The organism is Lysobacter sp. FW306-1B-D06B (assembly GCF_038446665.1).
In the GTDB taxonomy this organism is placed as follows: Bacteria; Pseudomonadota; Gammaproteobacteria; order Xanthomonadales; family Xanthomonadaceae; genus Lysobacter_J.
Genome location: NZ_CP151802.1, coordinates 3,393,088 through 3,420,067 on the forward strand (window position 1 = coordinate 3,393,088; position 26,980 = coordinate 3,420,067).

Consider the following 26,980-nt stretch of genomic DNA (forward strand, 5'->3'; position numbering starts at 1 on the left):
TCCCCGCGCACGCGGGGATCAGCGCCTTCCGCCGCGCCGAACGCGCGTGCGAACGCCCGCCCCCCGAACACCGAGCCCATGACCGTCCGCGCCATCCTCACCGACATCGAAGGCACCACCAGCAGCATCTCGTTCGTCAAGGACGTGCTGTTCCCTTACGCGCGCCGCGCCCTGCCCCGCTTCGTCGCCGCGCGCGGCAAGGAGCCGGGCGTGCGCAAGTGGCTGGACACCGTCGCCGCCGAGAACGGCGGCATGTGCGAGGACGCGATGATCGTCGAGGTCCTGCAGGGCTGGATCGACGAGGACCGCAAGCACACCGCGCTCAAGGCGCTGCAGGGCATGATCTGGGCCGACGGCTACAAGAGCGCGGACTTCACCGCGCACATCTACCCTGACGCGGCCCCGGCCCTGCGCAAGTGGCACGCCGCCGGCCTGCCGCTGTACGTGTACTCCTCCGGCAGCGTCCCGGCGCAGCGCCTGTTCTTCGGTCATAGCGACGCGGGCGATCTCACCTCGCTGTTCTCCGGCTGGTACGACACCGAGATCGGCGGCAAGCGCGAGGCGCAGAGCTACCGCAACATCGTCGAATCGATCGGCATTCCGGCGGGGGAGATCCTGTTCCTGTCGGATGTGGTGGAAGAACTCGATGCCGCGCGCGAAGCCGGCTTGCAGACGGTGTTGATCGATCGCCTTGAGGACTATCCGACGCCGCGTGTTGGCGAGGCGACGCATGGGCACACTCGCGTGGATTCGTTTGCGGGCATCGCGATCGGCTGAGCCGGCCGGCTTGCCCTCTGATCCGTCATCCCGGCGAAGGCCGGGACCCAGGCTCGTGGTGCACGGGCACTCCCTCTCGGGTGAACCGCCCCACCGTCATTCCCGCGAAGGCGGGGGCTTATGGGCCGCCGCACGGCGGCACCCTCCAGGGACTTTTCATGCTTTCCCTGTTGGCTGCGAGTAGCAACGGCAAAATGGATAGTGCCGCCGTGCGGCGGCCCCAGACCCAGCTTTCGCTGGAATGACGTGATGCTTCGGAGAGTGTGACAGCCTGGATCCCGGCCTTCGCCGGGATGACGGCTATTCATTGGATCGCCTGGATGACGGGCAGTCCTCGATAACAGCGGCAACGACTACGGCAACAGCGACGACGGCGACCGCGGCCTCAAGCGTGGATCTTCTCCCCCCGCTCCATCATCCCGACGAACTTCTCCACCCGCGCCGCCTTCGTCTCCGGCTTCTTCGCCGTATGCACGCGCCAGCAGAACGCATAGCGATTTGCGCCGTCGAGCGATTCAAAGAACCTGCGCGCCTTCGCATTCTTCTTCAGTGCCGCGGCGAGTTCCGGCGGGCATTCCATGCCGCTGGCGGCATGGTACGCAGCGGCCCAGCGACCGTCCGCCTTCGCCGCATCCACTTCGCGCAGTCCGGCCGGTTGCATGCGGCCGTCCGCGACCAGCTTCGCCACCTTGCCGACGTTGATCTTCGACCACAGGCTCTTCGACCTGCGCGGCGTGAAGCGCTGCAGGAAATACTGCTCGTCGCAGGCGCGCTTGAGGCCGTCGATCCAGCCGTGGCACAGCGCCACGTCCAGCGCCTGCGCGTACGTCACCGACGTCACGCCCTGGTCCTTCTTGGCGATTTTCAGCCACGCACCCGGCGCATCGCGATGCGCTGCAAGCCACTTCTCCCAGGCGGCTTCCGTCTTGAACAGTTTGATCGGCAAGTCGGTCGGCAGCTCGGCAGGCATGGCGGCTACTCCGTGGCGTCGTCCAGACGATAGCGCGTCTGCGCACGCTGCTCACCCTGCCAGCGATCAAACGCGCGCACTTCGACACGGTGCTCGCCCACAGCAAGGTCCGTCGGCAGCGTGCCGCGCCACAGATGCGTCGACGGATCGGCCTCCGGCGCCCGGTCGAAGCCGCGCAGCGCGTCGGCGGCATCGTCGGCGACGTTCTCCGCCAGCAGCACCGGATCGGGCTGGTCCACGCGCATCATCGGCTTCCAGTCGCCGCCGTCGATGCGGTACTCGACGCGGCTGTCGGCGTCGCCCATGTAGACGTTCGCGAACACACCGAAGGCCGGCCACGCACCGCGGCGCAACACTTTCGGTGCGTGCAGGCCAATCGCGTCGTCCTTCGCGCCGCGCGCCACCTGGTATCGCAACGAATACGAACCGTCCGCGCGGAACGTCGCCCACGCGTAGCCGTTCGGCGTGCCGTCGCTCATCATCGTGTCCGGGATGCCCTTCGCATCCTTCACGCCCGACCAGAACGCACCGCAGGTCGCGCCGACGTTGTACTCGTGCAGCGGTTGCGTACCGTGCCAGCCGGTCGACGCATCGTGGTGGTAGTGGCGCTGGTTGTGCGTGTGTGCGCTGAGCAGCAACACGTTCGGACGATCCTGCAGCAGCGCGAACAGACGCTCGCGATCGGCGCGACGGAAGCTTTCCACGCCGGGCACCGGTTCGAAGAACGGAATGTGCACCGAGATCACCACGCGCCGCGTCTTCGGCACCGTCGCCAGGTAGGCTTGGAGAAAGGCGAACTGGTCTTCGCGCAGGCCACCGACGTACGACGGCTTCTTCCCCGGCTGGTAGACCACGTCATCGAGCACGATGAAGCTCGCCTGCGGTTCCTCCCACGCATAACTGTCGGGGCCGAAGACGTTGCGGAAGCCGAGCAGCGCGTCCTCGTCGCGCGTCGCGTCGAAGTCCAGGTCGTGATTGCCCGGCACGTGCAGCCACGGCACGCCGAGCTGCGCGGTGACGCGGTTGACGTCGGGATACAGGCTCAGATCGTCGTTCACGATGTCGCCCAGGCTGATTCCCAGGCGCGCGGCATGACGGCCCACCAGCGGCTGCACGATGTCGCGCTCGTAATAACCCACGTCCGTGCGGTTCTTCGGCTGCGGATCGCCGAAGACCAGCATCTCCAGATCGCCCTTCGTCGCCGGACGCGCGCGCAGCGCGAAGTCGTACGACGATGCGGGCGTCGTCGCCGCGATGCCGCCGAAGCGCAACGCGGGCGATCCCTGTGGGAACAGGTGATGCCAGAACAGCGGCAGGCCGTTCGCGCCGGTCGCCGTCGCGTACTGCGGAGGCTTGACGACGAACAACGTGCTGCCCTCGCGCATCGGCAAGGTGTAGCGGCCCTGTGCATCGGTGATCGCCAGCTCGCGGCCGTTCGACACCTTCACGCCGGCGATGCCGCGCTCGCGCGCCTCGCGTTGGCCGTTGCCGTTCGCATCATCGAAGACGATGCCGACGACGCTGGCCTGTGCGGCGACGTCGGTGGCGACCAGGGCCAGCAGGGCGGACAGCAGGACGGAGGACGCGTGCGGCATGGCGGGACTCGGGCGCGGGACCGCGCGATTATCGGCCGGTCCGGTGTCCGCCGGAAGTCGCGCGTTGTGCTTCAGCCGGCGTGACGCGCCTTCAGCAGGGCCTCGACGTCGGCCAGCCCCAGCCCGCGTGCGCGCAGCAGCACGAGCAGGTGGTAGAGCAGGTCGCCGGCTTCGCCAAGCAGGTCCTCCTCCGACTGCGCCACCGCGGCCAGCGCGGTCTCCACGCCCTCCTCGCCCACCTTCTGCGCGATGCGGCGCACGCCACCGTCGAACAGGCGTGTGGTGTAGCTGTCGGCCGGTCGTTCGCGAACGCGTCGCGCCACCAGCGCATCGAGTTCACGCAGGAACGAGCCGGTCGCGCCCGGTGCGCTGGGGAAGCAGCTCTCGCGACCGAGATGGCACGTGGGCCCGTGCGGCCTGGCCGTCACCAGCAGCGTGTCGCCGTCGCAGTCCACGTCCAGCGCGACCAAGTCCAGGTAGTGCCCCGACGTTTCGCCCTTCACCCACTGCGTCTGCCGACTGCGGCTGAAGAAGGTGACGTGACCGCTTTCGATCGTCGCACGCAGCGCCGCGACGTCCATGTAGCCGAGCATCAGCACGCGCAGCGTGTCGGCGTCCTGCACGACGGCCGGGATCAGGCCGCCCTGCTTTTCCCAGGCGAGCGAATCGACCGCGCTCACCGTCGCATCAACCGACATCACGCACCTCGATGCCCTGCGTCCGCAGGTGCCGCTTGAGTTCGGGAATGGCCACCGCTCCGGAATGGAACACGCTCGCCGCCAGCGCCGCGTCCACGTCGGCCTCGCGAAACACCTCGGCGAAGTCGTCGATCGCGCCCGCGCCGCCGGAGGCGACCAGCGGCACGTCGCACCGCTCGCGAACCGCGCGCAGTTGCTCGATGTCGTATCCCTTGCGCACGCCGTCGCTGCCCATGCAGTTGAGGACAATCTCCCCGGCTCCGCGTTCCTGGGCCTCGACGACCCAGTCGAGCGTGCGTTGCGGCAACGCACGCGTGCGCGAGGGATCGCCGGTGTACTGGCGCACGCGCCACTGCCCGTCTTCGTCGCGCAGGCTGTCCACGCCCACGACGACGCATTGCACGCCGAAGGCATCGGCGATTTCGCCGATCAGCGCCGGGCGTTCCAGCGCTGGCGTGTTGATCGACACCTTGTCGGCGCCGGCGTGGAGCACCGCGCGTGCGTCCTCGACGGAGCGGATACCGCCGGCCACGCAGAACGGCACGTCGATCACGCGCGCCACGCGCTCGACCCATTGCCGGTCCACGCTGCGCCCCTGCGGGCTCGCGGTGATGTCGTAGAACACCAGTTCGTCCGCGCCTTCGTCGCGATAGCGCAGCGCCAGTTCCACGATGTCGCCCATGTCGACGTGATCGCGGAAGCGCACGCCCTTCACGACGCGTCCGTCGCACACGTCCAGGCAGGGCACGATGCGGCGACTCAGCATTCGCGCACCTCGCGCAGCGCTTCGTCGAGCGCGAAGTGGCCCTCGATCAGCGCCTTGCCCAGCACCGCACCGGCACAACCGGCGCGACGCGTGGATTCGATGTCGTCGATGTCGCGCACACCACCGGATGCCTGCACGTGCACCTCCGGTGCCAGCTCCGCCAGGTGGCGGTACAGCGCGAGGTTCGGGCCGGACAGCATGCCGTCGCGTGCGATGTCGGTGCACAGCAGGTGGCGCAGGCCGCCGTCGGCGAAGCGGCGCACCAGCGGCTCCAACGACGCACCGCTGTCCTGCGTCCAGCCGGCGGTCGGCAGACGCCATGCGCCGCTCGCGTCCTGCCGCGCATCGAGCGCCACGGTGATGCGTTGCGCGCCGAAGCGCGCGATCCAGCCGAGTACGCGCTCGGGTTCGCGCACGGCCAGCGAGCCCACGACGACGCGCTCGGCGCCGGCTTCGAGGATCAACGCCACATCGTCCTCGCCGCGCACGCCGCCGCCGGTCTGCACGCGCAGCCCGGTTGCGGCCACGATGTCGCGCACCAGCGTCCGCAAGGTGTAGCCACCTTCGCGCGCGGCGTCGAGGTCGACCAGGTGCAGCCAACGCGCACCCTGCTTCGCGTACTTCGTGGCCAGGTCCAGGGGGGGCGGCGCATAGCGCGTCTCGCGCTCGTAGTCGCCCTGGTTCAGCCGCACCACGCGTCCTTCGCGCACGTCGATGGCGGGATAGAGTTGGAAGTCCGTTGCCATCGCGGACGTTGCAGCAGTCGTCGCGTTCACGCGGCCTCCATTGCGATGAAATTCGAGAGCAGGCGCTGGCCGGCCGCGGCCGATCGCTCGGGGTGGAACTGCGCGCCGAAGCAGCGCCCGCGCCCGGCGATCGCGGTGAAGCCGATGCCGTAGTCGCTGCGCGCCAGGGTGTCGGCGGTCAACGGGGCGGCGAAGCTGTGCACGAAGTAGGCCCATTCGCCTTCGTCGATGCCTTCCAGCAGCGGCGATGCCTTCTGCAATCGAAGCCGGTTCCAGCCCATGTGCGGAACACGCACCCCGGCATGGGCGGGAATGCGCTCGATACGGCCGGGCAACAGCCCCAGCCCTCCGACTCCGCCTTCTTCCGAGGACTCGTAAAGCAACTGCATGCCCAGGCAGATGCCGAGCAGCGGTGCCTCCAGCGCGCGGATCGTGTCGACGAGATCGAGTTCGTGCAATCGCTGCATCGCCGGTGTCGCCGCGCCCACGCCGGGCAGGATCACGCGCGGCGCGTTGGCGATGGTGTCAGCGTTTGCACTCAGCACGGCGCGTGCGCCGATGCGCTCCAGTGCGTAGCGCACCGAACCGATGTTGCCGCCGCCCCAGTCGATGAGGACGACGTCGGTCATGGCACTGCTCTCGGGTTCATTCGAATACCGCCGTCATGCATGGGAATCAGAGCGTGCCCTTCGTGCTCGGCAGCTCGTGGCCTTCGCGTCGCACCGCCTGGCGCAGTGCGCGCGCGACGGCCTTGAAGCAGGCTTCGACCTTGTGGTGGTCGTTCTCGCCTTGCACGCGAAGATTGAGGTTCAGGCCGGCGCCGTCGCACAGCGAGCGGAAGAAGTGCGGCACCAGTTCCGTCGGCAGGCCGCCGACGCGGTCACGGGCGAAGTCGCCTTCGAACACGAAGTACGGGCGCCCCGAGAAATCCAGCGCCGCGCTGGCCAGCGATTCGTCCATCGGCAGCGTGAAGCCGTAGCGACCGATGCCGCGCTTGTCGCCCAGGGCTTCACGCAGCGCCTGCCCGAATGCGAGCGCGCTGTCCTCGACGGTGTGGTGCTCGTCGATGTGCAGATCGCCTTCGCAGCGCAGTTCCAGCGCAAAACCGCCGTGCTTGCCGAGCTGTTCGAGCATGTGATCGAAGAAACCCAGTCCGGTGGTCACCTTCGGGTCGGCAACGCGGTCCAGGTCCAGCGCGACGTCGATGCGCGTCTCGCGCGTGTTGCGCGTGACGCGCGCGGTGCGCGGCGCGTCGGCCAGCGCATGCGCGATGCCGCGCCAGTCCCACTCGCCGCCGAACTGTTCCGTGCGCAGCTGGAACGCGCGGATGCCGAGGTTGCGGGCGAAGGCGGTGTCGGTTTCGCGATCGCCGACCATGGCCGAGCGCGACCAGTCGATGCCGCGATCGCGCAGCAACGGCAGGGCCATGCCGATGCCGGGCTTGCGCGTGGGCGCGTTCTCCGCCGGCAGGCTGCGGTCGATGAGCACGTCGCGGAAGACGATGCCCTGGCTTTCGAAGACCTGCATCATCAGCGCGTGCGGCCCGTCGAAGTCCGCCTGCGGGAAGGCGTCGCTGCCCAGGCCGTCCTGGTTGGTGACCATCACGAACTCGTAGCCGGCGTCGCGCAGGCGCAGCATCGCCGGGATGACGCCCGCGACGAAGCGCAGCTTGTCGAAGCGGTCGATCTGGAAATCGCCCGGCTCCTCGATGAGCGTGCCGTCGCGGTCGACGAACAGGATGGGCGTGGCGCTCATGCGGTGCCTCCGTGCAGGATCGAAGCCACGAGGGCGTTCTGTTCCGGCGTGCCCAGACTGATGCGCAGCGCATCTTCCAGGCCGGGCGTCGCGCGCATGTCGCGCACGACCACGCCGGCCGCGAGCAGGCGCTCGAGCGCGGCCTGCGCGTCGTCGAAACGCACCAGCACGAAGTTGCCATGCGATGGATAGGCGCGACGAATGCCCGGCGATCCAGCCAGCTGTTGCACCAGCCTGTCGCGCTCGCCGCGCACCTGGGCGATGCGCGTGCGCGTCTGCAAGGCGGCGTGCGGGGCAAGCGCGCGCAGGGCCTCGTCTACGCATGCGGCAGGCAACGGATACGGCGCCTGGCAGCGGCGCAGCACCTCGATGAGCTGCGCGTCGGCAATGACGCTGCCGATGCGGGCACCGGCCAGCGCGTGCGCCTTCGACAAGGTGCGCAGGACGACGATGTTGCGCTGGGTGTCGATGAGACGCGTCGCCGAGGGCGCGTCGGCGAACTCGATGTAGGCCTCGTCGACCACGACCAGCGCGCGTGACTGCAGCCGCTGCGCGAGCGCGATGATTTCACCCTGGGGCAGCAACGCGCCGGTCGGATTTCCGGGCGAGCACAGGAACACCAGCCGCACGCCTTGCGTCAGCGCGGCCTCGGTCACGGCGTTGAAATCGCAGCGCCATTCGCCGTCGCGCTCGCGCAACGGAATGTCGACGATGCGCGTTCCGTGCAGGCGCGCGTTGACGGCATACATGCCGAAGGTCGGCGTGTTGACGATGATCGCATCGCCGCCGGGGCGGCATATGGCGCGCACCAGCACATCGATGCATTCGTCGCTGCCGCGACCCACGAGCAGTTGCTCCGGCGCGCAGCCGTAGAGCGTCGCGAGTGCGTCGCACAACACCTGCGGCTGCGGATCGGGATAGCGGCGCAGCACGCCGTCGCGGTCGGAGAGATTCGGCCACGGCGATTCGTTGGCGTTGAGCCAGACGTCGCCCCGCATCCGGTCGCTGCGCGCGGATCGGTAACCGGCGAAATCGCGCAGGTCCTCGCGCACCAGCACGAGCGGGCTCGGCGATGCGGTGTCGACGATGGCGTTCACGGTGCCACCGCCTCGAGGCGCAGTGCGACCGCGCGAAGGTGCGCGTCGAGTCCTTCCGCACGCGCCAGTTCGACGGCGCAGGGGCCGATCGCTTCGATGCCGCGCGGCTGCACTTCCTGCACCGTGATCGCCACCTGGAAGCTGGCCACGTTGATGCCACCGGCGAAGCGCGCCGCGCCGCTGGTGGGCAGAACGTGATTGGTGCCGCTGCAATAGTCGCCCAGTGCTTCGGGCGCCCAGTCGCCGAGGAACACCGAGCCGGCTGCGGTGACGCGCGGCAGCCATGCGCGTGCGTCGCGCAGGGCGAGGATGAGGTGCTCGGGCGCGTAGCGGTTGCTGATCTGGAGCGCCTGTTCGATGGAGTCCACGCGGATCGCACTGGACGACTGCAACGCACGCCGCGCGATATCCGCGCGCGGCAGCGCCTGCAACTGCAGCGCCACCTGGTCGGCCACCGCATCGAGCAGCGCATCGTCGTCGCACAGCAGCAGCACCTGCGAGTCGGGGCCGTGCTCGGCCTGCGAGAGCAGGTCCGCGGCGACGAACGCCGGGTTCGCGCCGGCATCGGCGATCACCAGGACTTCGGACGGGCCGGCCGGCATGTCGATGGCCGCGCCGTCCTGGTCCATCGCGACCTGGCGCTTGGCTTCGGTCACGTAGGCGTTGCCCGGCCCGAACAGCTTGTCGCAGCGCGGCAGCGTGGCCGTGCCGTAGGCGAGCGCGGCAATGGCCTGCGCGCCGCCCACCTTGAACACGCGCGCGATGCCGCATCGCCGCGCGGCGTAGAGCACGGCCGGATCGGCGCTGCCGTCGCGACGCGGCGGCGTGCACAGCACGATCTCCGGACATCCGGCCAACTGCGCCGGCACGCCGAGCATCAGCGCGGTGGACGGCAACGGCGCGGAACCGGCGGGGACGTACAGGCCGACGCGCTGGATCGGGCGCAGCACGCGTTCGCAGCGCACGCCCGGCGCGGTGTCGACGGTGTACGGCGCGGTCATGCCGGCGCGGTGGAAGATGGCGATGCGTTCGGCGGCTTCGTCGATGGCCTGGCGAAGTGCGTCGGAAAGGGCGGCGTCGGCCGCGCGGAATTCGTCTTCGCCGACGGCGAACTCGTCCAGTTCGATGCCGTCGAATCGTGCACCGAAGGCGCGCAGCGCGGCGTCGCCGCGGTCGCGCACTTCCTCGATGATCGCGGAGACCGCGCTGGCCGTGGTGGTCGAAGTGAGCTGGGCGGGACGGCGCAGCAGCTGGGCCTGCGTGCGCTCATCGAGCTGGCGCCAGTCGACGCGGCGCATTACGGTTTCGGTGGTGGCGACGGCGTTCATGCCAGCATGCCCTCCACCGGCAGCACCATCAGGCCGCGCGCGCCGGCGCGCTTGAGTTCCTCCAGCCGCTGCCAGGTCACCGCGCCGTGGCACAGCGCCTGCAGCGCGAGGTCGTCGCCGTCGTCCAGGCGCATCACGGTCGGTGCTTCTGCATCGGGGAGCAGCGGCAGCAAGTCGGGCAGCACACGGCGCGGCGCCTGGAACAGCAACAGCTTGCTGTGGCGGATGCGCAGCGCGCCGTCGAGCCGGCGCAGCAGCAGGTCGGCGAGTTCGCCGCGCGTGGCGTCCAGGGTTTCGGCGGGACCGGCGAGCACGGCTTCGCTTTCCAGCAGCGTCGTCACCGGCTTGAGCTGGTTGGCCGCGAGCGTCGCGCCGCTGGACACCAGATCGCAGATCGCGTCCGCCTGCCCCAGCCGCGGGGCGATTTCGACCGAGCCCGACAACAGCACCACCTTCGCGTCGATGTTCTGCTCGGCCAGCCACTTCGACAGCAGGCCCGGATAGCTGGTCGCAATGCGCTTGCCCGCCAGTTGTTCCGGCCCCTGCCAGTCCCATGCGTCGGGCACGGCGAGCGCGAGGCGGCAGCCGCCGAAACCCAGGGCACGCAATTCGCGGAACGACGGCGCGGCGCCGTTGCCTGCGCGATCGGAACCCTGTTCGAGCAGCACGTTGCGGCCGACGATGCCCAGGTCGCACACGCCCTCGGCGATCAGGCCGGGAATGTCGTCGTCGCGCACCAGCAGCAGGTCGACGGGCAGCGATTCGCCGTAGCAGAACAGGCGGTCGCGGCTCTCGCGCCAGCTCAGGCCGCAGGAGGTCAGCAGGGCGCGCGCCGGATCGGCGAGACGGCCGGATTTCTGGATCGCGATGCGCAGGCGGTCGCGCGCCGGCGTGTTGGGGGACGGGCTCATGGGGGTCTCGATCAGCCGGCGTTCGTGGCGGCGGGTGGTACGGCCAGGCGGCCGGCGGCGATGCCGTAGCCGCCCGCGCCGCGCTCCAGCGTGCGGGCGACGCGGCCGATGGTGGTGACGCTGACCTGGGTGCGGTCGTGGATCTCGCGGTACGGGACGCTGTCTTGGAGCAGCGGGACGACGCGCCAGCGGTCGCCCATCGCCTCCAGCTCGGCCGGCGTGCACAGGTCCTCCAGGAAGGCCTGGACCTCCTCCACCGTGCGCAGGGTCAGCAGCGCGGAGGCCAGGAAGGCCAGGTTTTCCTCGCTGCGCTCGCTTTCGAGGGGTCGACGCTTCATATCCGGGGTCAATGTATTAACGCGTTAATACATTAGACCTTCCGGCAGCGAGCCGCGTCAACCCTCCGGACCTGTTTCCGGCAGCGCGGCCTGAACGCGGCGTTCACGCCGTCTATAGCGATAGTGACGATGGCGTCACCGGCGCAGCGAAGCCCGGGACGGTTGAGGCTCGCCCCCGCCTACCCCGCGGGACCGCCAGCTGCGGCCAGGACCGGTGACCGACGTTTCGGTGACTGGCAAGGGGATGAGATGGGACGTGCGCCACGTTGGGTCCGGCTGTGCCTTGCAGGCCTGTGCCTGCTGCTGTTTCCGGCACTGGCCGCTCCGCCAGCGGGATTGATCGAACTGCGCCATGACCGCACCGAGGTGCCACTCGCCCCGGCGATGCGCTATGTCCACGACACGCAGGGCGATGGCGACTTCGCCTCCGCGCAGCGATGGCTGGACGAAGGCCGCTTCGCGCCGTTGCCCGACGGTCGAACCGCCTTCGGCTTCCAGGACGGCGCGTTCTGGTTCCACGCGCGCGTCGTCAACCGCGACAACGCCGAGACGCGCTGGCTGCTCGTGCAGAGCTACGCGCTCAGCGATCGCATCGACGTCTATGCGCGGTATCCCGATGGCCGCACCGCGTTCCAGGCCGGCGGCGACCACCTGCCCTTCAGCGCCCGCAGCATCCGTTATCGACACCCCAACTTCTGGGTGACGCTGCCTCGCGGCGAACCCGTGGATCTGTTCGTGCGTGTTCAGAGCGAAAGCTCGATGCAGGTGCCGCTGTCGTTGTTCACGCCGGTGGCCTTCGCCGAACTCTCGCGCGATGCGCAGTTCGTGATCGGTGCGTACTACGGCATCCTGCTGGCGTTGTTCTTCTACAACATGGCGCTGTGGCTGAGCCTGCGCGACGCCAGCTACTTCTGGTACCTGTTCCACCTGTCCGCGTTCGGGCTGGTGCTGTTCACGCTCAACGGGCTGGGCTTCGAATACCTGTGGCCGAACAGCTCATGGCTGAGCGACCGCATGGTGCCGCTGTCGATCTGCCTGGCGCAGATCGGCATGCAGCAGTTCGCGCGTATCTTCCTGGGCTTGCGCGAACGCTGGCCGCGCGGGGATCGCGTCGGGCTGGTGCTGATCGCGTTCTTCGCGCTGTTGGGCATCGCCTCCACCTGGCTGCCGTATCACATCTCCACGCCGCTGGCGTCTGCCGCGGTGCTGATCAGCATCGCCTGGATCGCGGTGGTGTCGATCGCCGTGGTGCGCCGCGGCTATGCGCCCGCCAAGTTGTTCCTGCTGGCGTGGGCGATGTTCCTGCTGGGAACGGGACTGTTCGTCGGTGTCGCGTTCGGCCTGACGCCGAAGAACTTCCTCACCGAGTACGGCGTGCAGATCGGCTCGGCGCTGGAGATGCTGTTGCTGTCCGTCGCGCTGGGCCACCGCTACGCGCAACTACGCAACGAGAACGAACGCATCGTGCGCGAGGCCAAGGATCAACTGGAGCACAAGGTCGAACAGCGCACCGCGGAGTTGCGCAGCGCGCTGGTGCAGCTGGAGGACGCCCACGCACGGCTGCGCGAATCCAGCCAGCGCGATGCCCTCACCGGGCTCCACAACCGCAGCCATTTCCGTGACCGTTTCGACGCGCTGCTGCGCCAGGCGCGCGAGCATCGCCGCCCGCTGTCGCTGCTGATGATCGACCTGGACAACTTCAAGCTCATCAACGATCGCCACGGCCATCTGGTCGGCGACGAATGCCTGCGCTGGGCCGCACGCACGCTGGGCCACGCCTTGCGCCCGCACCAGGACGCATTGCTGGCGCGCTTTGGCGGAGAGGAGTTCGTCGTCGTGCTGCCGGGCCTGAACCTCGCCGCCGCCACGCAGGTGGCCGAAGACCTGCGCCAGCATCTGCGCGAAGCGCCGTTCCGCAGCGGCACGCACGAAATCAACGTAACGGCGAGCATCGGCGTCCACGCGATAACGCTGGCCGTCGCCGGCATCGACCCGCTGCTGCAGTTGGCCGACCAGGCGCTCTATCGGGCCAAGGCCGACGGTCGCGACTGCGTGCGGACGTCGCAGGAGGAGCCGGCGTGAGGTGAGGGATGCGTCACGTCATCCCGGCCTTCGCCGGGATGACGGTAAAGGCGCGGCGAATCAGCCCCGCGCCGCGCCCAGGATCGTTCCCTCGCGCACCAGACGCACCGCCGTGGCGACTTCGCCGTCGAGCGCGCGATCGCGGTCGAGGAACGGAATCGCTTCGCGGATCGCCGCATGCGCCAACGCGACCGCGCGACCGGGGTGGAACTCCTCCGCCGACGCCAGCTCCGCGCGCAGCGCTTCCACCTCGTCCAGGAACGCGTCGTACTCCAGCGTTCCCGGCGTCGGACCGCCCGACACCTTCGCCGCCAGCGCCGCCGCATCCGCGCGGCCTGCCAGGTCGCGCGCCGCATTGATCATGTCGCGGCGAAGATCCAGCGCCTGCGCCGCGGTGTACAGCTCCAGCGCGATCACCTTGCCCAGATCGTCGGCCATCGCCAGCACGTGACGCGCTTCGTTCGCGCCCATCGACACGTGGTCCTCGGCATTGGCGCTGGTCGGAATCGAATACACCGACGCCGGATGCGCGCGGCTGGCCAGATCGTTGACGATCGCCGCCGCCGTGTACTGCACGATCATGTGGCCGGACTCGGTGGAGTCCTCGTTGCCGATCAGGAAGCCCGGCAGGCCGTCGTTCGTCGCCGGATCGACCAGCTTGTTGAGGCGGCGCTCGGAAATGCTCGCCAGCACCGGGATCGCCGCCTTCACGTAGCTCATCGCCAGCGCCAGCGGCATGCCGTGGAAATGACCGGCGGAAATCACCTGCTGCTCGACGAACTTCGCCTTCGCATCGGGGAAGACGATGGGGTTGTCGGTCAGCGCATTGAGTTCGATGTCGAGCACGCGCGCGGCCTGCGCGATCGCGTCGCGCACCGCGCCGTGCACCTGCGGGATGCAGCGCAGCGAGTAACTGTCCTGCGGCTGGTGCTTCTTGCCGCCGCGGAACGGACGGAAGCGCTCGTAGAACTTCTCGCGACCGTGGCGCTGCGACATCGGCACCCAATCCCAGCCGATGTCGAAGCGCAGCGACTGCGCCTGCTCCGAATCCCAGCTGCCCGGTTGCCAGGCGCGGAACTTCGGCACCAGGTGGTACGGAATGTCGGCCAGCGTGGAGCCGTCCAGCAGGATGCGCAGGTTGGCCGCGCTGTGCACCTGGCCCGGATGCGGGCGCAGTGCGTGCACTTCTTCGGCGAACGCGCCCAGGCGGCCGGCGAAAGCGTCGATGGTCATCGCCGCGGCGAGATCGGCGGTGTCGAGCAGGTCTTCCAGCCGGTCCAGCGCGAGCACGCCGCAGGCCAGCATCTGCGCCGTGCCGTTGTTCAGCGCCAGGCCTTCCTTGTACGACAGCGTGATCGGCGCCAGGCCCGCGAGCTCGAGCGCTTCGCCGCCCGGCATGCGCCGGCCTTCGTAGAACGCTTCGCCGCCACCGAGCAGCACGATCGCCAGGTGCGACAGCGGCGCCAGGTCGCCGGATGCACCGACCGAGCCCAGCTGCGGCACCACCGGCACGATGCCGGCGTTGAGCATCGAGGTGAGTGCGCGCAGCGTCTCCACGCGGATGCCCGAGTGCCCGCGCATCAGCGTGTTGATGCGGATGCACAGCATCGCGCGCACGATTTCCGGCGCGAACGGTTCGCCCACGCACACTGCATGCGTGACGATGAGGTTGCGCTGCAGCTCCTCGTGCAGCGTCTCCTTCGAACGCGTGGCGCCGGGGAGCTCATCGCGAAGGCGATGGTTTCCGAGCAGGCGGTCGGCATTGCTGCCGAAGCCGGTGGACACGCCGTAGATGGGCTCCTCGCGCCTGACCTGTTCGGCCAGGAACTCGGCGGCGCGCGTTACCGCGGGAAGCTGGTCGGGCGAGAGTTCGACGTGCGCGCCGTAAGCGACATCGACCAGTTGTGCTCGAGTAAGGGAACGGCCATCGAGTCGGATCGGTTTCATGGTTATTCCGTTGTGATTGCAGCTCCCTCCCCTGCGAATGCAGAGGAGAGTCGCGCTGGGGTGAAGTGGCTCGTGCAAGCGCTCGGCGCAACGCGTCTTGCTACTTCCTCCCGACCTCCCCCCGCAGGCAGGGGGAGGAGAAAAAGCTCACCGGCCAGCCAGCGCCTGCGCCTGCTCCAGTTCCACGCGCAGCGTGCTCGCCAGTTCCTCGCGCGCGACTTCGAACTGCTCCTCGCGCAGCAGGTCCTTCACCGCGACGACGCCGCGTGCGCGCTCGTCCTCGCCGGTCAGCACGACGAAGCGGATGCCGGCGCGCGAGGCGTACTGGAACTGCTTGCCGATCTTGCGCGCTTCCATCTGCATCTCGGTGTTGATGCCGGCCGCGCGCAGGCGGCGCGCGATGTCCAGCGCGTCGGGCAGCGAATCGCCGTCCATCAGCGCGACCATCGCCTGCACCGTGCTGCCCGAAGCGCTGCCGAGCAGGCCGGCCTCGCGCAGCTGCCAGAACAGGCGCGTCAGGCCGATCGAGATGCCCACGCCGGGCAGCTTCGACTTGGTGTAGTGGCTGGCGAGGTTCTCGTAACGGCCGCCCGAGCAGATCGAACCGATCTGCGGGTAGTCGTTGAGCGTGGTCTCGTAGACGGTGCCGGTGTAGTAGTCCAGGCCGCGCGCGATGGAGAAGTTGAGCGCGTAGTGCGTTTCCGGCACGCCGAGCGCGCGCACGAGTTCAAACACTTCGCGCAGCTCGGCCACGCCTTCGCGCAGCGCGTCGCTGCCTTCGCCCAGCGCGTCGAGCTTGGCGATCGCGTCGGCGTGCGAGGTGGAGCGCACCTTCACGAAATCCAGGATCTTCTCCACGCCTTCGGCCGGCAGGTTGAAGCCCTCGCCGGTCAGCGTTTCGCGCACGTAGTCCTCGCCGCGCTTGTCGAGCTTGTCGACCTCGCGCAGCACCAGCGCCTGCAGCTCGCCGTCGGCCACGCCCTGCGCTTCGAAGAAGCCGCGCATCAGCTTGCGGTTGTTGAGCTGGATGGTGAACGCGCCGATGTCCAGTTCGGAGAACACCGCGTGGATCACTGCCGGCAGCTCGGCATCGAAACGCACGCTCAGCGCGTCCTTGCCGATCACGTCGATGTCGCACTGGTAGAACTCGCGGAAGCGGCCGCGCTGGGCACGCTCGCCGCGGTACACGCGCTGCATCTGGTAGCGGCGGAACGGGAATGCGAGTTCGTGCTCGTGCTCGGCGACATAGCGCGCCAGCGGCACGGTCAGGTCGAAGCGCAGCGCCAGCTCGGGCATGCCGTCGCCCTGCTTCTCCAGCGCGCCGGTCGATTGGACGAAATACACCTGTCGTTCGGTCTCGCCGCCCGACTTGGTCAGCAGCACCTCCGACAGCTCCATCACCGGCGTTTCCACCGGCAGGAAGCCGAAGCGTTCGAAATTGCGGCGGATCGTGTCCAGCATGCGCTGGAAGGCGATCTGGTCAGGAGGCAGCAGCTCCATGACCCCGGGCGGGGTGCGCGGCTTGATCAAGCGGAACTCCAGTGACATCGGGCCGCCTGGGGCGGCCGGAAGGGGGCGGTGCGAGGAGAAAACGTCGACAGTTTAGCGGCTGCCCCCGGATTTCCCCCAGTCGCCGCACGATCGCTGAAGGAAATTGCATCCGACCCCTTGCCTCGCCCCCGTCGAACTGACTAGAATTTGCGGCTCAGCAGTCGGGGTGTAGCTCAGCCTGGTAGAGCGCTACGTTCGGGACGTAGAAGTCGCAGGTTCAAATCCTGTCTCCCCGACCAACTCCGCACAAACGTGCGGTAGCTGAACCAGAAAGCGCCGGCCAATGCCGGCGTTTTTCGTTTCCGGCCCCGCCATCGCGCGAACACCGCTTGCCACGGGCGCCCGGTTGGGCACGAAGGCCGCTCTGCGAACTCGGGCATGATGCCTGCAGTCCAATCCGGCCCCGCGCCATGTCCCTCACCGTCGAATCCTTCGAACTCCACGACCGCCCCGGTCTGCGCCTGCGTCTTGGCGACGCCAGCGCGGAGCTCGCACTGCAGGGCGCACAGGTGCTGTCATGGAAGCCGGCGCCGGCACGCGAATGCCTTTACCTGAGCCCGCGCGCCAGCCATGGGCCCGGTGTGGCGATACGCGGCGGCATTCCGGTGATCTTTCCGCAGTTCGCCGGACGCGGGCCGCTGCCCAAGCACGGTTTCGCGCGGCTGCTGGAATGGGACTTCGTCGGCATCCAGGCAACCGACGCGGGCCGCGAAGTCGCCGTGCTCGAACTCCAGGACAACGAGCACACGCTCGCGCAGTGGCCGTCGCGTTTCCGCGCGCGATTGCAGGTCGCGCTGTCGCCAGGCGCCTTGGAGGTGGGGCTGGAGATCCTCAATCGTGACGCCTCGCCCTTCGCCTTCACCGCCGCGCTGCATACGTACCTGCGTGTCGGCCGGCTGGCCGCGACCGCGCTGCACGGGCTGGAAGCCGTCGGTTACGAGGACAGCGCCCGCAAGGGCATGGCGATGCCCGCCTCAGGCGCGCCGGTGCAGTTCGAGGGCGAACTCGACCGGATCTACGCCGCCGCGCCGCCGCGCCTGCTCCTGCAGGACGGCGACACGGCATTGCATATCGACAGCGAAGGTTTCCACGACGCGGTTGTCTGGAACCCCGGCGCGACGCTGGCCGCTTCGATGGGCGATCTGGGCGCCGCCGAGCACCTGAGGTTCGTCTGCGTCGAGGCGGCGACGGTGATCGAGCCGATCACGCTGGCGCCGGGCGAACGCTGGCAGGGTTCGCAGCGACTGCGCGTGTGAGTCCGCGTCGGCTCAGTCGGCGCGCGGGTGCGTTTCGCGCGATCCGGCATGCCGCACCTGCCCGTCCCCCCGCACCACGAAGCGCTCGATGGTGAGCGATTCCGCGCCCATCGGACCGTAGGCGTGCAGCCGCGTGGTGGAGATGCCGATCTCCGCGCCCAGGCCCAACTGCCCGCCGTCGTTGAAACGCGAGGACGCGTTGACCATCACGGCCGAGCTGCGCGTGCCGCGCACGAAGGCATCGGCCGCCGCCGCATCCTCCGTGGCGATCACCTCGGTGTGGTCCGAACCGTGGCGCGCGATGTGCGCCAGCGCGTCGTCGAGGTCGTCCACCACGCGCACCGCGATGATGAGGTCGAGGTACTCCGCGTCGTAGTCGGCGTCCGTCACCGCCTTGGCTTGCGGCACGATCGCCCGCGTCCGCTCGCAGCCGCGTACTTCGACGCCTGAATCGGACAGGCGCCGTATCGCTTCGGGCAGGAAGCGCCCGGCGATGTCGCGATGCACGAGCAGCGTCTCCAGCGCGTTGCACACGCCCGGGCGCGAGGCCTTGCCGTCCACCAGCAGGTCCAGCGCACACGCCACGTCGGCCGCGCGATCGACGTACAGATGGCACACGCCCTTGTAGTGCTTGATGACCGGCACGCGTGCGTGCTCGGCGACGAAGCGGATCAGGCTCTCGCCACCACGCGGGATGGCCAGGTCGATGAGGTCGGACAGTTGCAGCAGTTCCAGCACGTGCTCGCGCGCGGGATCGGACACCAACGACACCGCCGCCTCCGGCAGCCCTTCCTCGCGCAATGCGGCATGCAGGCAGGCGGCGATGGCGGCATTGCTGGCGCGGGCCTCCGAGCCGCCACGCAGCAGCACCGCGTTGCCGGCCTTCAGGCACAGCGCGGCGGCGTCCGCGGTCACGTTCGGGCGCGCCTCGTAGATCATCGCGATCAGGCCCAGCGGAATGCGCTGGCGCTCGATCACCAGGCCATTGGGCAATACTTCACGCCGTGTGACCTGCCCGAGCGGATCGGCCTGCGCCGCAACCTCTCGCAACCCGTTCGCGATCGCGTCGATTCGGGCGTCATCCAGGGCGAGGCGGTCGAGCACCGCGACCCCCAGGCCGCCGGCGCGACCGCGCTCCATGTCTTCGGCATTCGCGGCGAGCACGTCGGCACGCCGGTGCGAAAGCGTTTCGGCCATGCGTTCGATCAGGCGACGGCGCGCGTCCCCGTCGAGCCGGGCGATGTGGGTCGCCGCTTCGCGTGCGCGTTCGGCCAGGTGGCGGACGTAGCCGCTCATGGCATGGTCTCCGTGTGCGCGGGTGCGGCGTCGAGCAGCACCAGGTCGTCGCGATGCACCACCGATTCGCCGTAGCGGAAGCCGAGCAGGCCTTCGATTTCATTGCTGTGGTGGCGTGCGATGCGGCGGATCTCGCTGGCGCTGTATTGGGCCAGCCCGCGCGCGAACACCGCGGACTCGGTGCCCGTCACTATCTCCACCGCATCGCCACGGCGGAAATCCCCTTCCACCGAAACGACGCCGCCCGGCAGCAGCGACGCGCCCTGCCGATGCAGCGCCGCGAACGCGCCCGCATCCACCTGCAGGCGTCCCGACGCGGGCGCATGCCGCAGCCACTGCTTGCGCGCACGCAGCCGATCACCCTGCGCGGCCACCAGCGTGCCGTGCAGGCGATCGTGCTCCAGCGCCCGCACCACGTCCGCTTCGCGCCCGCAGAACAGCGCGGTGGCGATGCCCGCCGCACCCGCCTTCGCCGCGGCTTCCAGTTTGGTGCGCATGCCGCCGGTTCCGAGCATTCCGGCGCCGCCGCTGGCGGCTTCGAGCAGTTCGGGCGTGATCTTCTCTACCCGCTCCACCGGTCGCGCCGACGGATCGCGCGGGTGCGCGCTGTACAGGCCGCCGATATCGGTGGCGATGAGCAGCAGGTCCGCGTCGACCAGCGATGCCACCGCGGCGGCGAGGTTGTCGTTGTCGCCGAGCTTGAGTTCGTCGACAGCGACGGCATCGTTCTCGTTGATGACGGGCAACGCGCCCAGCCGCAGCAGTTCGCGCAAGGTAGCGCGAGCGTTGAGGTAGCGGCGACGATTGCGCAAGTCGTCGTGGGTGAGCAGCACCTGCGCGACGGGCCGATCGACCAGTTGCTGCCAGAACGTCACCAGCGACGCCTGCCCAAGCGAGGCCAACGCCTGCCGCAGCACCAGGCCGTCGCCACCGGCACCGACGCGATGTCGTCCCGCCGCGACCGCGCCGGACGACACCAGCACGACCTCGCGCTGCCGCGCGCGGGACTGTTCGATGAAGTGCGCGAGCGCGACGGCATGGCGTGGGTCCAGGCCGCTCGCATTGCCGGCACCGACGTCGCCTGCAAGCAGGCTGCTGCCGACCTTGAGCACGGCGCGGCGCCAGTCCGGCAGCGGCTGCGCATTGAAATCGCCTGCACTCATCCGTTCATCTCCCGCATGCATGGAGCTTACTGCGTTCCGTATTCCCATTCGTAAGGCACACCGGTCTGGCCGAGCACGAAGCGCACAAGGCCCGCAAACCCCTTCTCGCTGCGCACATCGTTCGACAGGATCACCACGCAGCGCTGGTGCCGCTCGACGCACACCCAGGTGTTGCCCGTGGTGTCGTTGTGCCCACCCTTGAAGAAGCCAGGACCCTGCGGCCCATCGAAGACCACCACGCCCAGCCCGGCCGCGAGGTCCTTGCGTCGCAGGTTTACAGGGAGTTCCGGCTGCAATGACGGGAATTGCGACTTCGTCGTGATCGGCCGCTGCGGACGGACCATCTCGGCCCGCCCTTCGCGCGAGAGCCCATCGCCGCGCACGAACGCCGCCGCGAACTTCGCGAAGTCCGCGATCGTGGTGTCCATCGAACCAGCGGCCCGCACCTTGGAGCGCTCGTCGTGCGGCTCGACCTTGCCATTCGCATCCCAGCCGTCGGCGAGGTTGCCGGCGAAATCCGCGCGCCAGACCAGGCTCGTGCGCGTCATGCCGAACTCGTCGAAGATCTTCGCGGCCTGCGCGCCGACGTCGATGCCCTGCCCCGTCTCCATCACGAACTGCAGCGTGTTCAGCCCGTCGCCCGAATAGGCGTAGCGCGCGCCCGGATCGAAGTGGAAGTGCAGCTTCTCGTCGGGTTCGAGGAATCCGAAATTGGCGAACCCCGTGGCGTGCGTCAGCGCGATGCGCGGTGTCAGCCGGCGCCAGCGCTCGTCCAGCGCGGTCCAGTCGGCGTAGCGATTGGCGATGTCGCTGGAGTGGTACTCGGGCAACGGCTTGGGCAGCAGCTCGGCGAAGGACGTGTCCAGGCCGAAGCGGCCCTGCTCCACCTGCCGCATCACCGTGTAGGCGAACACCGCCTTGGTGAGCGATGCGCCGTACATGATCGTGTCCGTCTGCAACGGTTCGCCCGCCTCGTTGCGCACGCCGTGCGCGGCGACGTGCACCGGCCGGCCCTCGTCGATCACGGCGATGGCGAGCCCTTTCGCGCCCGTCTCGCGCATCACGCGCGCGACTTGGGCATCGATCGCGCCGGGAGTCGGAATCCCGTGCGCGAAAGCAAGCAGCGGCGCGGACGTCAGCAGTGCGATGAAGCAACCTCGCATGGTGTTCCCCTTCATCATGGTTGGAACCGTGAGATGCCGGAACTGCGACTGCATTGAAGCCCGCACCCCCGCGCGTGGCCTGTGCCGGAGGTTACAAGGCCAACGCGGACAGGCGCGACTTCAACGCGTCCAGGCGCAGATCCGCCGACGCACCCGGCGAGACGCGCGCCTTCAGGCTGGCCTCCGGATCGCCCTGCGCCCAGCGTGCCGGGTCCGCCGCCTGGCGGTAGGCCTCGCGGAACGGCAGGCCCTGGCGCGCCATGTCGACGGCCAGGTCGGTGGCGTACATCGACGGATCCAGCGCTTCACGCATGCGCTCGGTCTTCCACTCCAGGTTGCGCAGCAGGTCCGGGAGCAGCTCCAGCGCATCCAGGCCACGGCCGAAGGCGTGGAAGATCGCGCCCTTGGAGAACTGAAGATCGCGGTGATAGCCCGAGGGCAGCGAGAGCAGCTGTTCGATCTCCGTGCGCGCGGAGGCGGCGGCGGAGTAGCTGGCGCGCATGAGTTCGATCACGTCCGGGTTGCGCTTGTTGGGCATGATCGAGCTGCCCGTGGTGTATTGCGCGGGCAGTGCGACGAAACCGAACTCCGCGCTGGTGAACAGGCTCAGGTCCCAGGCCAGTCGGCGCAGGTCGAGCAGCGCGGAGGACAACGCCTCGATCGCCGCCATCTCGAACTTGCCGCGCGACAGCTGCGCGTAGGCGGCGGACACCTGCAGCCGGCCGAAGCCAAGCGCCTGCGTGGTGTGGTCGCGCGCCAGCGGCAGGTTCACGCCGTAGCCGGCAGCGCTGCCAAGCGGGTTCGCATCCACCCAGGCCAACGTCTGCGCGGCGCGCTGCGCATCGTCGATGAAACCTTCCGCCCACGCGGCCCACCACATGCCCAGCGAGGACACGACGGCGCGCTGCAGATGCGTGTAACCGGGGAGCGCGATCGACTGCTCGGCCTCGGCGCGGGCGAGCGCGACCTCGGCGCTCTCGCGGCAGGTGGCGTACAGGCGCGCGAGGCGGTCCTTGAGCCACAGGCGCGTGGCGACGAGGATCTGATCGTTGCGGCTGCGGCCGGTGTGGATCTTCTTGCCGGCATCGCCGAGGCGTTCGACCAGGCGCGCTTCGATCGCGGAATGGCCGTCCTCGTACTGATCGTCCAGCACGAACGCACCGGCGCTGAAATCGGCGGCGAGCACGCTCAGCTCATGCTCCAGGCCGGCGAGTTCCCCGGCCGTGAGGATGCCGATCTGCTGCAGTCCCTGCGCGTGCGCGCGGCTGGCCTCGATGTCGAACATGAAGAACTCGCGGTCGAGGATCACGTCGTCGCCGGCGAGGAAATGCTGGATGCGCGCATCCACCTTCACGCCCGGCTTCTGCCACAACAATCCGCTCATGCCGCCTGCTCCATCGCGGGAATGCCCGCGCGTTCGTCCAGCCCGAAGGCCAGGTTGAGGTTCTGCAACGCCTGCGTCGCCGCGCCCTTGAGGAGGTTGTCCTCGGTGGCGACCACGACCAGCCGCTTGCCGTCCGGCGCGAGCGTGAAACCGCCCAGCTCGACGTGATGGCGGCCGGCGATGCGGCTCACCCACGGCGCCTCGTCCAGCACCTCCACCATCGGCTCGCCCGCGTAGCGTTCGCGATAACGCGCCATCACCTCGTCGCGTTCGAACACGCGCGACAGCGGCAGGTTGGCGGTGATCGTCAAACCACGGAAATGCGGCGCGACGTGCGGCAGGAATTGCACTTCGTGCCCAAGCTGGCGCGTGACCTCGCGCTCATGGACGTGATTGGTCAGCGCGTAGGGCATGAGGTTGTCGCGCAGCTTGTCCGGATCGTTCTTGTCCGACGGCGACGTGCCGGCGCCGGAATAGCCGGACACGCCGAAGCACTGCACCGGCCCGGACAGCGCATCGAGCATCGGCGCCACCGCCAGCTGCATCGCGGTCGCGTAGCAGCCCGGGTTGCTGATGCGGCGCTGGCCGTCGTACTTCGCGCGGGTGAGTTCCGGCAGGCCGTAGTACCAGCCGTCGTCGAAACGATAATCGGCCGACAGATCGACGATCACCGGGTCCATCCCCGCCGCGTCGAACGCCGCCACGCAGGCCGCCGCCTTGCCGTTGGGCAGCGCGAGCACCACCGCGTCCGCGCCCAGCCCCGGCAATTCCTCGTGCGCCGGCGCGGTGTAGCGAAGTTCCGGATCGATTCCGGCCACGCCTTCGAAATGGTCGGCCACGCGCTGGCCGACGAGTTCCCGCGAGGACACGAACGACAATTCGAAGTTCGGATGGCCGGCGATCAGCCGGATGAGTTCGGCGCCGACGTAGCCGCGCGCGCCGACGATGCCAACGGTCTTCTTCACGTCAGCTCACTCCCTTGTTCGTGCTGCTGCAGCCGGTGCTCGAGATTGCGCTTCACGGCCGGCCATTCGGATTCGATGATGGAGAACACCACGGTGTCGCGGAAGGAACCGTCGGGCATGCGCATGTGGTTGCGCAGCACACCGTCCTGCTTGGCGCCCAGGCGCGCGATGGCGGCACGCGAGCGCTCGTTGAACCAGTTGGTGCGGAACTCCACCGCGATGCACTTCCAGGCTTCGAACGCGTGGCCCAGCAGCAATCGTTTGGCTTCGGTGTTCACCGCCGTGCGCTGCACGCGCCGCGAGTACCAGGTGTAGCCGATCTCGACACGACGGTGCTCGTGGTCGACGTTGCAGAACGTGGTCTGGCCGACGACCTCGCCGGTCTCGCGCAGGCGCACGACGAACGGCAGGAAGGTGCCCTTGTGCCGGCGTTCGAGCATCGTCGCGACATGGGCGTCGATGCTGTCGGGCGACGGAACGCTGGTGAACCACAACGTCCACAGCTCGCCGTCGCGCGCGGCCTGGGCGAGTTCGGGCGCATGCGCGGCCTCCATCGGTTCCAGGCGCACGTGGCGGCCTTCCAGGACCACCGGGTCGAGGAACGCTACGTCGCTCATGTCGGGTCCGCCAGTGTGGGAACGCGCGTCGCGCAGTGCTCCACGCAACGTGCGATTTCGCCGAAGCCGTCCATGCCGTACCAGAAGACCTTCCACTTCTCCTGCTTGAGGCAGCCGTCGGACTCGGCGTAGTAGAACGGATTGACCGGATTGCCATGGCGCGAACGCCAGAACAGGCGCGGATTCTGCTCGCGCATCACCTGCCAGACGGCGCGTCCGAGGCCTTCACCCTGCGCTTCGTCGAGCACGGCGAACTTGTCGAGGTACGTTCCGGCGTCCTCGGCCGTGAGGATCACGGCGGCGCGGTAGTTCTCGCTGACGTAGGCGCGATGCAGCGTCGTGCACTCGAAGTAGTCCGGCAGCAGGCGGCGGCCGAAGGCGGATTCGATCAGCCCGCGCAGACGCTCCAGGTCCAGCTCGTTCCACTGCATCACCTGCAGAACGCGCTCGCCGCGGCGCACCAGCGTGCCGGAGCCCTTGTGCGTGAACAGCTCCTTCGCCAGCTCCGATGGCTTGGTGATGGACACCGAAGACGTCAGCGGCAGCTTGTCGAGCAGGTCCTTGATCTGCTCGATCTTCACGCGCATGCCGCCGTTGATCCACGGCTGCGACATGAGGTGGTCGTACTCGGTCGACAGGTTGATCGAATCGATCACGCGGCCGTTGTCGTCGAGCAGGCCGCCGGTGCCGGTCAGGAAGACGATCTTGTACGGCTGCAGCTTCTGCACCAGCTCATTGGCGGCGAAGTCGGCGTTGACGTTGAGGATCTGGCCGCCGGCGGTTTCGCCCAGGCTTGCGATCACCGGGATCGAGCCCGCGCGCAGGCTGGCCTCGATCGGCGCGAGGTTGACGCGCTTCACTTCGCCGACGAGCCCGTAGGTGTCGCGGTCGAGGTAATCGGCTTCGAACACGCCGGACACGATCGAGGTGGCACGCGCATCGAACGCCTGCAACGCTTCGACCAGCTTGAGGTTCTGCGACTGGAACACGCGGCGCACGATGGCGAGCGCTTCCGGCGAAGTCACGCGCAGGCCGTTGACGGTCTGCTTGACGATGCCGGCAGCGGAAAGCTCCTCGTCCAGCTGCGGGCCGGCGCCGTGGATAACGATGGGCGTCAGGCCGACGTCCTGCAGAAACGCGAGCGAGGACGTCAGTGCTTCCAGATCATCGCGCAGCACCGCGCCGCCGACCTTGACCACGGCGAAGCGCTTGGCGTCCAGCTGCGAAAAGCGCTTGAGGTACTGCGAGATTTCCTTTGCGCTGGCCATGCTCGAAAGCAGGCGCACGATGGTCTGGCGGGTTTGGATGTCGCGAGTGTCGTTCATCTTTGAGCGTAAGAAGTGCGTTGTTGCATCTGCTTCGGGCCGGCGGAGGCCGCCTCGCGGCCCCCTCAGGGTCTAGTGCCATATCCCCGCCTCGCCTTCGGCGAGGCCGCCCCCTTGACTCAAGGGGGCTCCAACAGCTGGCTTACGGTTGTGCGGAGATCAGGCAGTTTCGAGGATGCGGGTTACCGATTCGGTGTAGCGGTTCAGTTGCTCCAGCGCGACCCATTCGTCGGCGGTGTGCGCCTGGGCGATATCGCCCGGGCCGTACACCATCGCGGTCATGCCGGCCGCGGAGAACAACGACGCCTCCGTCCAGAAATCCACCGCGTTGCCGATCGGCAGGCCCAGCGCGTCGGCAAGATCGCGGGCTTCGAGGCGGCGGTTTTCCGCATCGGCGATATCGCCCGACGGCAGCGACGGCCCGCGGAAGGTTTCCTCGTAACGCTCCACCGCGCCGGCCTCGACCAGCGTGCCGAAGCGCTCGTGCAGCGCGTCGATGGACATCGACGGCAGCGGGCGGAAACCGAAACGCAGCTCGGCGCTGGGCGCAATCATGTTCGCCTTGATGCCGCCTTCGACGCGGCCGATGTTGAAGCGCAGGCCGGTCAGCCCGCCGAAACGCTGGTGCGCCTGGCTTTCGACATAGTCCAGCGCATGCCCGCCCCAGCGGATCGCCTGGTGCAGTGCGCTGGCGTGCATCGCATTCGCACCCGAGGCATGGCCGGCGATGCCGCGGAACTTCATCAGCACCGAGCTGATGCCGCGGTGCGCGAGCACGGCTTCGCACATCGTCGGTTCGGCGACGATCACATCCCGGAACGCGTGCCCGCTGGCGAGGAAGGCCGCGATGCAGCGCGCATCGTTGGCCTCCTCGTCGGTGGAGAACAGGAACGCGGCATCGCCCTGCGTCACCGATGCGGCGGTGAGCAGGCCGGCGGCGGCGCCCTTGATATCGCACGCGCCCAGGCCGATCGCGCGATCGGCGGTGACGCGCAGCACGTGCGGATCGGCGCTCCACGCTTCGGACGACGGCACGGTGTCCAGGTGCACGTTGAACAGACGAGTCGGGTTGCCGCGCACGGCGAGCATCGACACCGCACCGTCGCCATGGTCGATGACGTCGATGCGGAAGCCGTCGAGCTGCGAGCGCAGGTAGTCGAAGATGCCGCCCGTGCCGATGTCGCGCGGCGGATTGCGGGTGTCGTACGACACCAGCGCTTCGAGATGCTTGAGGGTCTTGGCGAGCATGT

Annotated in this window: 24 protein-coding genes and 1 tRNA gene; 4 read left to right on the plus strand and 21 right to left on the minus strand. The window is 68.7% G+C overall.

What is annotated here, in order from left to right; translation table 11 throughout:
- Positions 1 to 78: 78 nt before the first annotated feature.
- A complete protein-coding gene (gene mtnC, locus AAFF32_RS15735) occupies positions 79 to 777 on the plus strand; it encodes an acireductone synthase (protein ID WP_216962082.1) in 699 nt (232 codons plus the stop codon).
- A 385-nt stretch (positions 778 to 1,162) separates the two neighbouring features.
- Here the strand turns inward: mtnC and AAFF32_RS15740 are convergent, their stop codons facing one another.
- The 11 genes from AAFF32_RS15740 to AAFF32_RS15790 all read right to left on the minus strand — a co-directional run bounded on the left by AAFF32_RS15740 (position 1,163) and on the right by AAFF32_RS15790 (position 10,981).
- On the minus strand, positions 1,163 to 1,747 hold the full coding sequence (locus AAFF32_RS15740) for a YdeI/OmpD-associated family protein (protein WP_342315703.1): 585 nt from the start codon (positions 1,745 to 1,747) through the stop codon (positions 1,163 to 1,165).
- 5 nt (positions 1,748 to 1,752) lie between these two features.
- Positions 1,753 to 3,342, minus strand: a complete 1,590-nt coding sequence (locus tag AAFF32_RS15745; protein WP_342315704.1) for a calcineurin-like phosphoesterase family protein — start codon at positions 3,340 to 3,342, stop codon at positions 1,753 to 1,755.
- 71 nt (positions 3,343 to 3,413) lie between these two features.
- Complete coding sequence (gene hisIE, locus AAFF32_RS15750; protein WP_342315705.1) at positions 3,414 to 4,040, minus strand: bifunctional phosphoribosyl-AMP cyclohydrolase/phosphoribosyl-ATP diphosphatase HisIE; 627 nt, start codon at positions 4,038 to 4,040, stop codon at positions 3,414 to 3,416.
- Positions 4,030 to 4,806 (minus strand): imidazole glycerol phosphate synthase subunit HisF, encoded by a 777-nt coding sequence (gene hisF, locus AAFF32_RS15755; protein WP_342315706.1) that lies wholly within the window; start codon positions 4,804 to 4,806, stop codon positions 4,030 to 4,032. Before hisF ends, hisIE begins: the two co-directional genes overlap by 11 nt.
- Positions 4,800 to 5,552: a 1-(5-phosphoribosyl)-5-[(5-phosphoribosylamino)methylideneamino]imidazole-4-carboxamide isomerase gene (hisA, locus tag AAFF32_RS15760; protein ID WP_216964160.1), complete on the minus strand. Its 753-nt coding sequence runs from the start codon at positions 5,550 to 5,552 to the stop codon at positions 4,800 to 4,802. The genes hisF and hisA overlap by 7 nt, the downstream gene beginning before the upstream one ends.
- A 26-nt stretch (positions 5,553 to 5,578) precedes the next feature.
- Positions 5,579 to 6,181: an imidazole glycerol phosphate synthase subunit HisH gene (hisH, locus tag AAFF32_RS15765; RefSeq protein ID WP_216962114.1), complete on the minus strand. Its 603-nt coding sequence runs from the start codon at positions 6,179 to 6,181 to the stop codon at positions 5,579 to 5,581.
- A 46-nt stretch (positions 6,182 to 6,227) separates the two neighbouring features.
- A complete protein-coding gene (gene hisB / locus AAFF32_RS15770) occupies positions 6,228 to 7,307 on the minus strand; it encodes a bifunctional histidinol-phosphatase/imidazoleglycerol-phosphate dehydratase HisB (protein WP_342315707.1) in 1,080 nt (359 codons plus the stop codon).
- Positions 7,304 to 8,404, minus strand: coding sequence for a histidinol-phosphate transaminase (hisC, locus tag AAFF32_RS15775; protein WP_342315708.1), 1,101 nt, complete (start codon positions 8,402 to 8,404; stop codon positions 7,304 to 7,306). The genes hisB and hisC overlap by 4 nt, the downstream gene beginning before the upstream one ends.
- Positions 8,401 to 9,702, minus strand: coding sequence for a histidinol dehydrogenase (gene hisD, locus AAFF32_RS15780; RefSeq protein ID WP_216964162.1), 1,302 nt, complete (start codon positions 9,700 to 9,702; stop codon positions 8,401 to 8,403). The genes hisC and hisD overlap by 4 nt, the downstream gene beginning before the upstream one ends.
- 26 nt (positions 9,703 to 9,728) lie before the next feature.
- On the minus strand, positions 9,729 to 10,643 hold the full coding sequence (hisG, locus tag AAFF32_RS15785; RefSeq protein WP_216962123.1) for an ATP phosphoribosyltransferase: 915 nt from the start codon (positions 10,641 to 10,643) through the stop codon (positions 9,729 to 9,731).
- 11 nt (positions 10,644 to 10,654) lie between these two features.
- On the minus strand, positions 10,655 to 10,981 hold the full coding sequence (locus tag AAFF32_RS15790) for a YerC/YecD family TrpR-related protein (RefSeq protein ID WP_216962126.1): 327 nt from the start codon (positions 10,979 to 10,981) through the stop codon (positions 10,655 to 10,657).
- 249 nt (positions 10,982 to 11,230) lie between these two features.
- Between AAFF32_RS15790 and AAFF32_RS15795 the strand changes: the two genes are divergently transcribed.
- On the plus strand, positions 11,231 to 13,063 hold the full coding sequence (locus tag AAFF32_RS15795) for a 7TM diverse intracellular signaling domain-containing protein (RefSeq protein ID WP_342315709.1): 1,833 nt from the start codon (positions 11,231 to 11,233) through the stop codon (positions 13,061 to 13,063).
- Between the two features lie 60 nt (positions 13,064 to 13,123).
- On the opposite strand, the gene AAFF32_RS15800 is transcribed toward AAFF32_RS15795, so the two are convergent.
- The gene (locus AAFF32_RS15800) at positions 13,124 to 15,010 is read right to left on the minus strand and encodes an aromatic amino acid lyase (protein ID WP_216962132.1); all 1,887 of its coding nucleotides are present in this window, start codon (positions 15,008 to 15,010) and stop codon (positions 13,124 to 13,126) included.
- Between the two features lie 147 nt (positions 15,011 to 15,157).
- Positions 15,158 to 16,540 (minus strand): histidine--tRNA ligase, encoded by a 1,383-nt coding sequence (gene hisS, locus AAFF32_RS15805; RefSeq protein ID WP_342315710.1) that lies wholly within the window; start codon positions 16,538 to 16,540, stop codon positions 15,158 to 15,160.
- 183 nt (positions 16,541 to 16,723) lie between these two features.
- On the opposite strand from hisS, the gene AAFF32_RS15810 reads away from it, so the two are divergent.
- A tRNA-Pro gene (locus tag AAFF32_RS15810) sits at positions 16,724 to 16,800 on the plus strand.
- Between the two features lie 171 nt (positions 16,801 to 16,971).
- A complete protein-coding gene (locus AAFF32_RS15815) occupies positions 16,972 to 17,817 on the plus strand; it encodes a D-hexose-6-phosphate mutarotase (RefSeq protein WP_342315711.1) in 846 nt (281 codons plus the stop codon).
- A gap of 12 nt (positions 17,818 to 17,829) precedes the next feature.
- On the opposite strand, the gene AAFF32_RS15820 is transcribed toward AAFF32_RS15815, so the two are convergent.
- The 8 genes from AAFF32_RS15820 to AAFF32_RS15855 form a co-directional block, all read right to left on the minus strand.
- On the minus strand, positions 17,830 to 19,113 hold the full coding sequence (locus tag AAFF32_RS15820) for a glutamate-5-semialdehyde dehydrogenase (RefSeq protein WP_342315712.1): 1,284 nt from the start codon (positions 19,111 to 19,113) through the stop codon (positions 17,830 to 17,832).
- Positions 19,110 to 20,276, minus strand: coding sequence for a glutamate 5-kinase (proB, locus tag AAFF32_RS15825; protein WP_342315713.1), 1,167 nt, complete (start codon positions 20,274 to 20,276; stop codon positions 19,110 to 19,112). The genes AAFF32_RS15820 and proB overlap by 4 nt, the downstream gene beginning before the upstream one ends.
- A 26-nt stretch (positions 20,277 to 20,302) precedes the next feature.
- The gene (locus AAFF32_RS15830) at positions 20,303 to 21,439 is read right to left on the minus strand and encodes a serine hydrolase domain-containing protein (protein ID WP_216962157.1); all 1,137 of its coding nucleotides are present in this window, start codon (positions 21,437 to 21,439) and stop codon (positions 20,303 to 20,305) included.
- Positions 21,440 to 21,530: 91 nt separating this feature from the next.
- A complete protein-coding gene (argH, locus tag AAFF32_RS15835; RefSeq protein ID WP_342315714.1) occupies positions 21,531 to 22,823 on the minus strand; it encodes an argininosuccinate lyase in 1,293 nt (430 codons plus the stop codon).
- Positions 22,820 to 23,788, minus strand: a complete 969-nt coding sequence (argC, locus tag AAFF32_RS15840; protein ID WP_216962162.1) for an N-acetyl-gamma-glutamyl-phosphate reductase — start codon at positions 23,786 to 23,788, stop codon at positions 22,820 to 22,822. The genes argH and argC overlap by 4 nt, the downstream gene beginning before the upstream one ends.
- The gene (locus tag AAFF32_RS15845) at positions 23,785 to 24,405 is read right to left on the minus strand and encodes a GNAT family protein (RefSeq protein WP_342315715.1); all 621 of its coding nucleotides are present in this window, start codon (positions 24,403 to 24,405) and stop codon (positions 23,785 to 23,787) included. Before AAFF32_RS15845 ends, argC begins: the two co-directional genes overlap by 4 nt.
- Positions 24,402 to 25,730 (minus strand): acetylglutamate kinase, encoded by a 1,329-nt coding sequence (locus tag AAFF32_RS15850; RefSeq protein ID WP_342315716.1) that lies wholly within the window; start codon positions 25,728 to 25,730, stop codon positions 24,402 to 24,404. The genes AAFF32_RS15845 and AAFF32_RS15850 overlap by 4 nt, the downstream gene beginning before the upstream one ends.
- 159 nt (positions 25,731 to 25,889) lie before the next feature.
- Positions 25,890 to 26,978: an acetylornithine deacetylase gene (locus tag AAFF32_RS15855; RefSeq protein ID WP_216962171.1), complete on the minus strand. Its 1,089-nt coding sequence runs from the start codon at positions 26,976 to 26,978 to the stop codon at positions 25,890 to 25,892.
- Between the last annotated feature and the right edge of the window lie 2 nt (positions 26,979 to 26,980).

Coding starts and splice junctions, on each gene's coding strand:
- AAFF32_RS15745 (WP_342315704.1), bottom strand. CDS start 3,342: ATGCCGCACGCGTCCTCCGTCCTGCTGTCCGCCCTGCTGGCCCTGGTC.
- AAFF32_RS15790 (WP_216962126.1), bottom strand. CDS start 10,981: ATGAAGCGTCGACCCCTCGAAAGCGAGCGCAGCGAGGAAAACCTGGCC.
- AAFF32_RS15800 (WP_216962132.1), bottom strand. CDS start 15,010: ATGAAACCGATCCGACTCGATGGCCGTTCCCTTACTCGAGCACAACTG.
- argH (WP_342315714.1), bottom strand. CDS start 22,823: ATGAGCGGATTGTTGTGGCAGAAGCCGGGCGTGAAGGTGGATGCGCGC.
- AAFF32_RS15850 (WP_342315716.1), bottom strand. CDS start 25,730: ATGAACGACACTCGCGACATCCAAACCCGCCAGACCATCGTGCGCCTG.
- AAFF32_RS15830 (WP_216962157.1), bottom strand. CDS start 21,439: ATGCGAGGTTGCTTCATCGCACTGCTGACGTCCGCGCCGCTGCTTGCT.
- AAFF32_RS15845 (WP_342315715.1), bottom strand. CDS start 24,405: ATGAGCGACGTAGCGTTCCTCGACCCGGTGGTCCTGGAAGGCCGCCAC.
- hisB (WP_342315707.1), bottom strand. CDS start 7,307: ATGAGCGCCACGCCCATCCTGTTCGTCGACCGCGACGGCACGCTCATC.
- hisA (WP_216964160.1), bottom strand. CDS start 5,552: ATGGCAACGGACTTCCAACTCTATCCCGCCATCGACGTGCGCGAAGGA.
- proB (WP_342315713.1), bottom strand. CDS start 20,276: ATGAGTGCAGGCGATTTCAATGCGCAGCCGCTGCCGGACTGGCGCCGC.
- hisG (WP_216962123.1), bottom strand. CDS start 10,643: ATGAGCCCGTCCCCCAACACGCCGGCGCGCGACCGCCTGCGCATCGCG.
- AAFF32_RS15820 (WP_342315712.1), bottom strand. CDS start 19,113: ATGAGCGGCTACGTCCGCCACCTGGCCGAACGCGCACGCGAAGCGGCG.
- AAFF32_RS15815 (WP_342315711.1), top strand. CDS start 16,972: ATGTCCCTCACCGTCGAATCCTTCGAACTCCACGACCGCCCCGGTCTG.
- hisH (WP_216962114.1), bottom strand. CDS start 6,181: ATGACCGACGTCGTCCTCATCGACTGGGGCGGCGGCAACATCGGTTCG.
- AAFF32_RS15795 (WP_342315709.1), top strand. CDS start 11,231: ATGGGACGTGCGCCACGTTGGGTCCGGCTGTGCCTTGCAGGCCTGTGC.
- AAFF32_RS15740 (WP_342315703.1), bottom strand. CDS start 1,747: ATGCCTGCCGAGCTGCCGACCGACTTGCCGATCAAACTGTTCAAGACG.
- AAFF32_RS15855 (WP_216962171.1), bottom strand. CDS start 26,978: ATGCTCGCCAAGACCCTCAAGCATCTCGAAGCGCTGGTGTCGTACGAC.
- hisF (WP_342315706.1), bottom strand. CDS start 4,806: ATGCTGAGTCGCCGCATCGTGCCCTGCCTGGACGTGTGCGACGGACGC.
- hisD (WP_216964162.1), bottom strand. CDS start 9,702: ATGCGCCGCGTCGACTGGCGCCAGCTCGATGAGCGCACGCAGGCCCAG.
- mtnC (WP_216962082.1), top strand. CDS start 79: ATGACCGTCCGCGCCATCCTCACCGACATCGAAGGCACCACCAGCAGC.
- hisIE (WP_342315705.1), bottom strand. CDS start 4,040: ATGTCGGTTGATGCGACGGTGAGCGCGGTCGATTCGCTCGCCTGGGAA.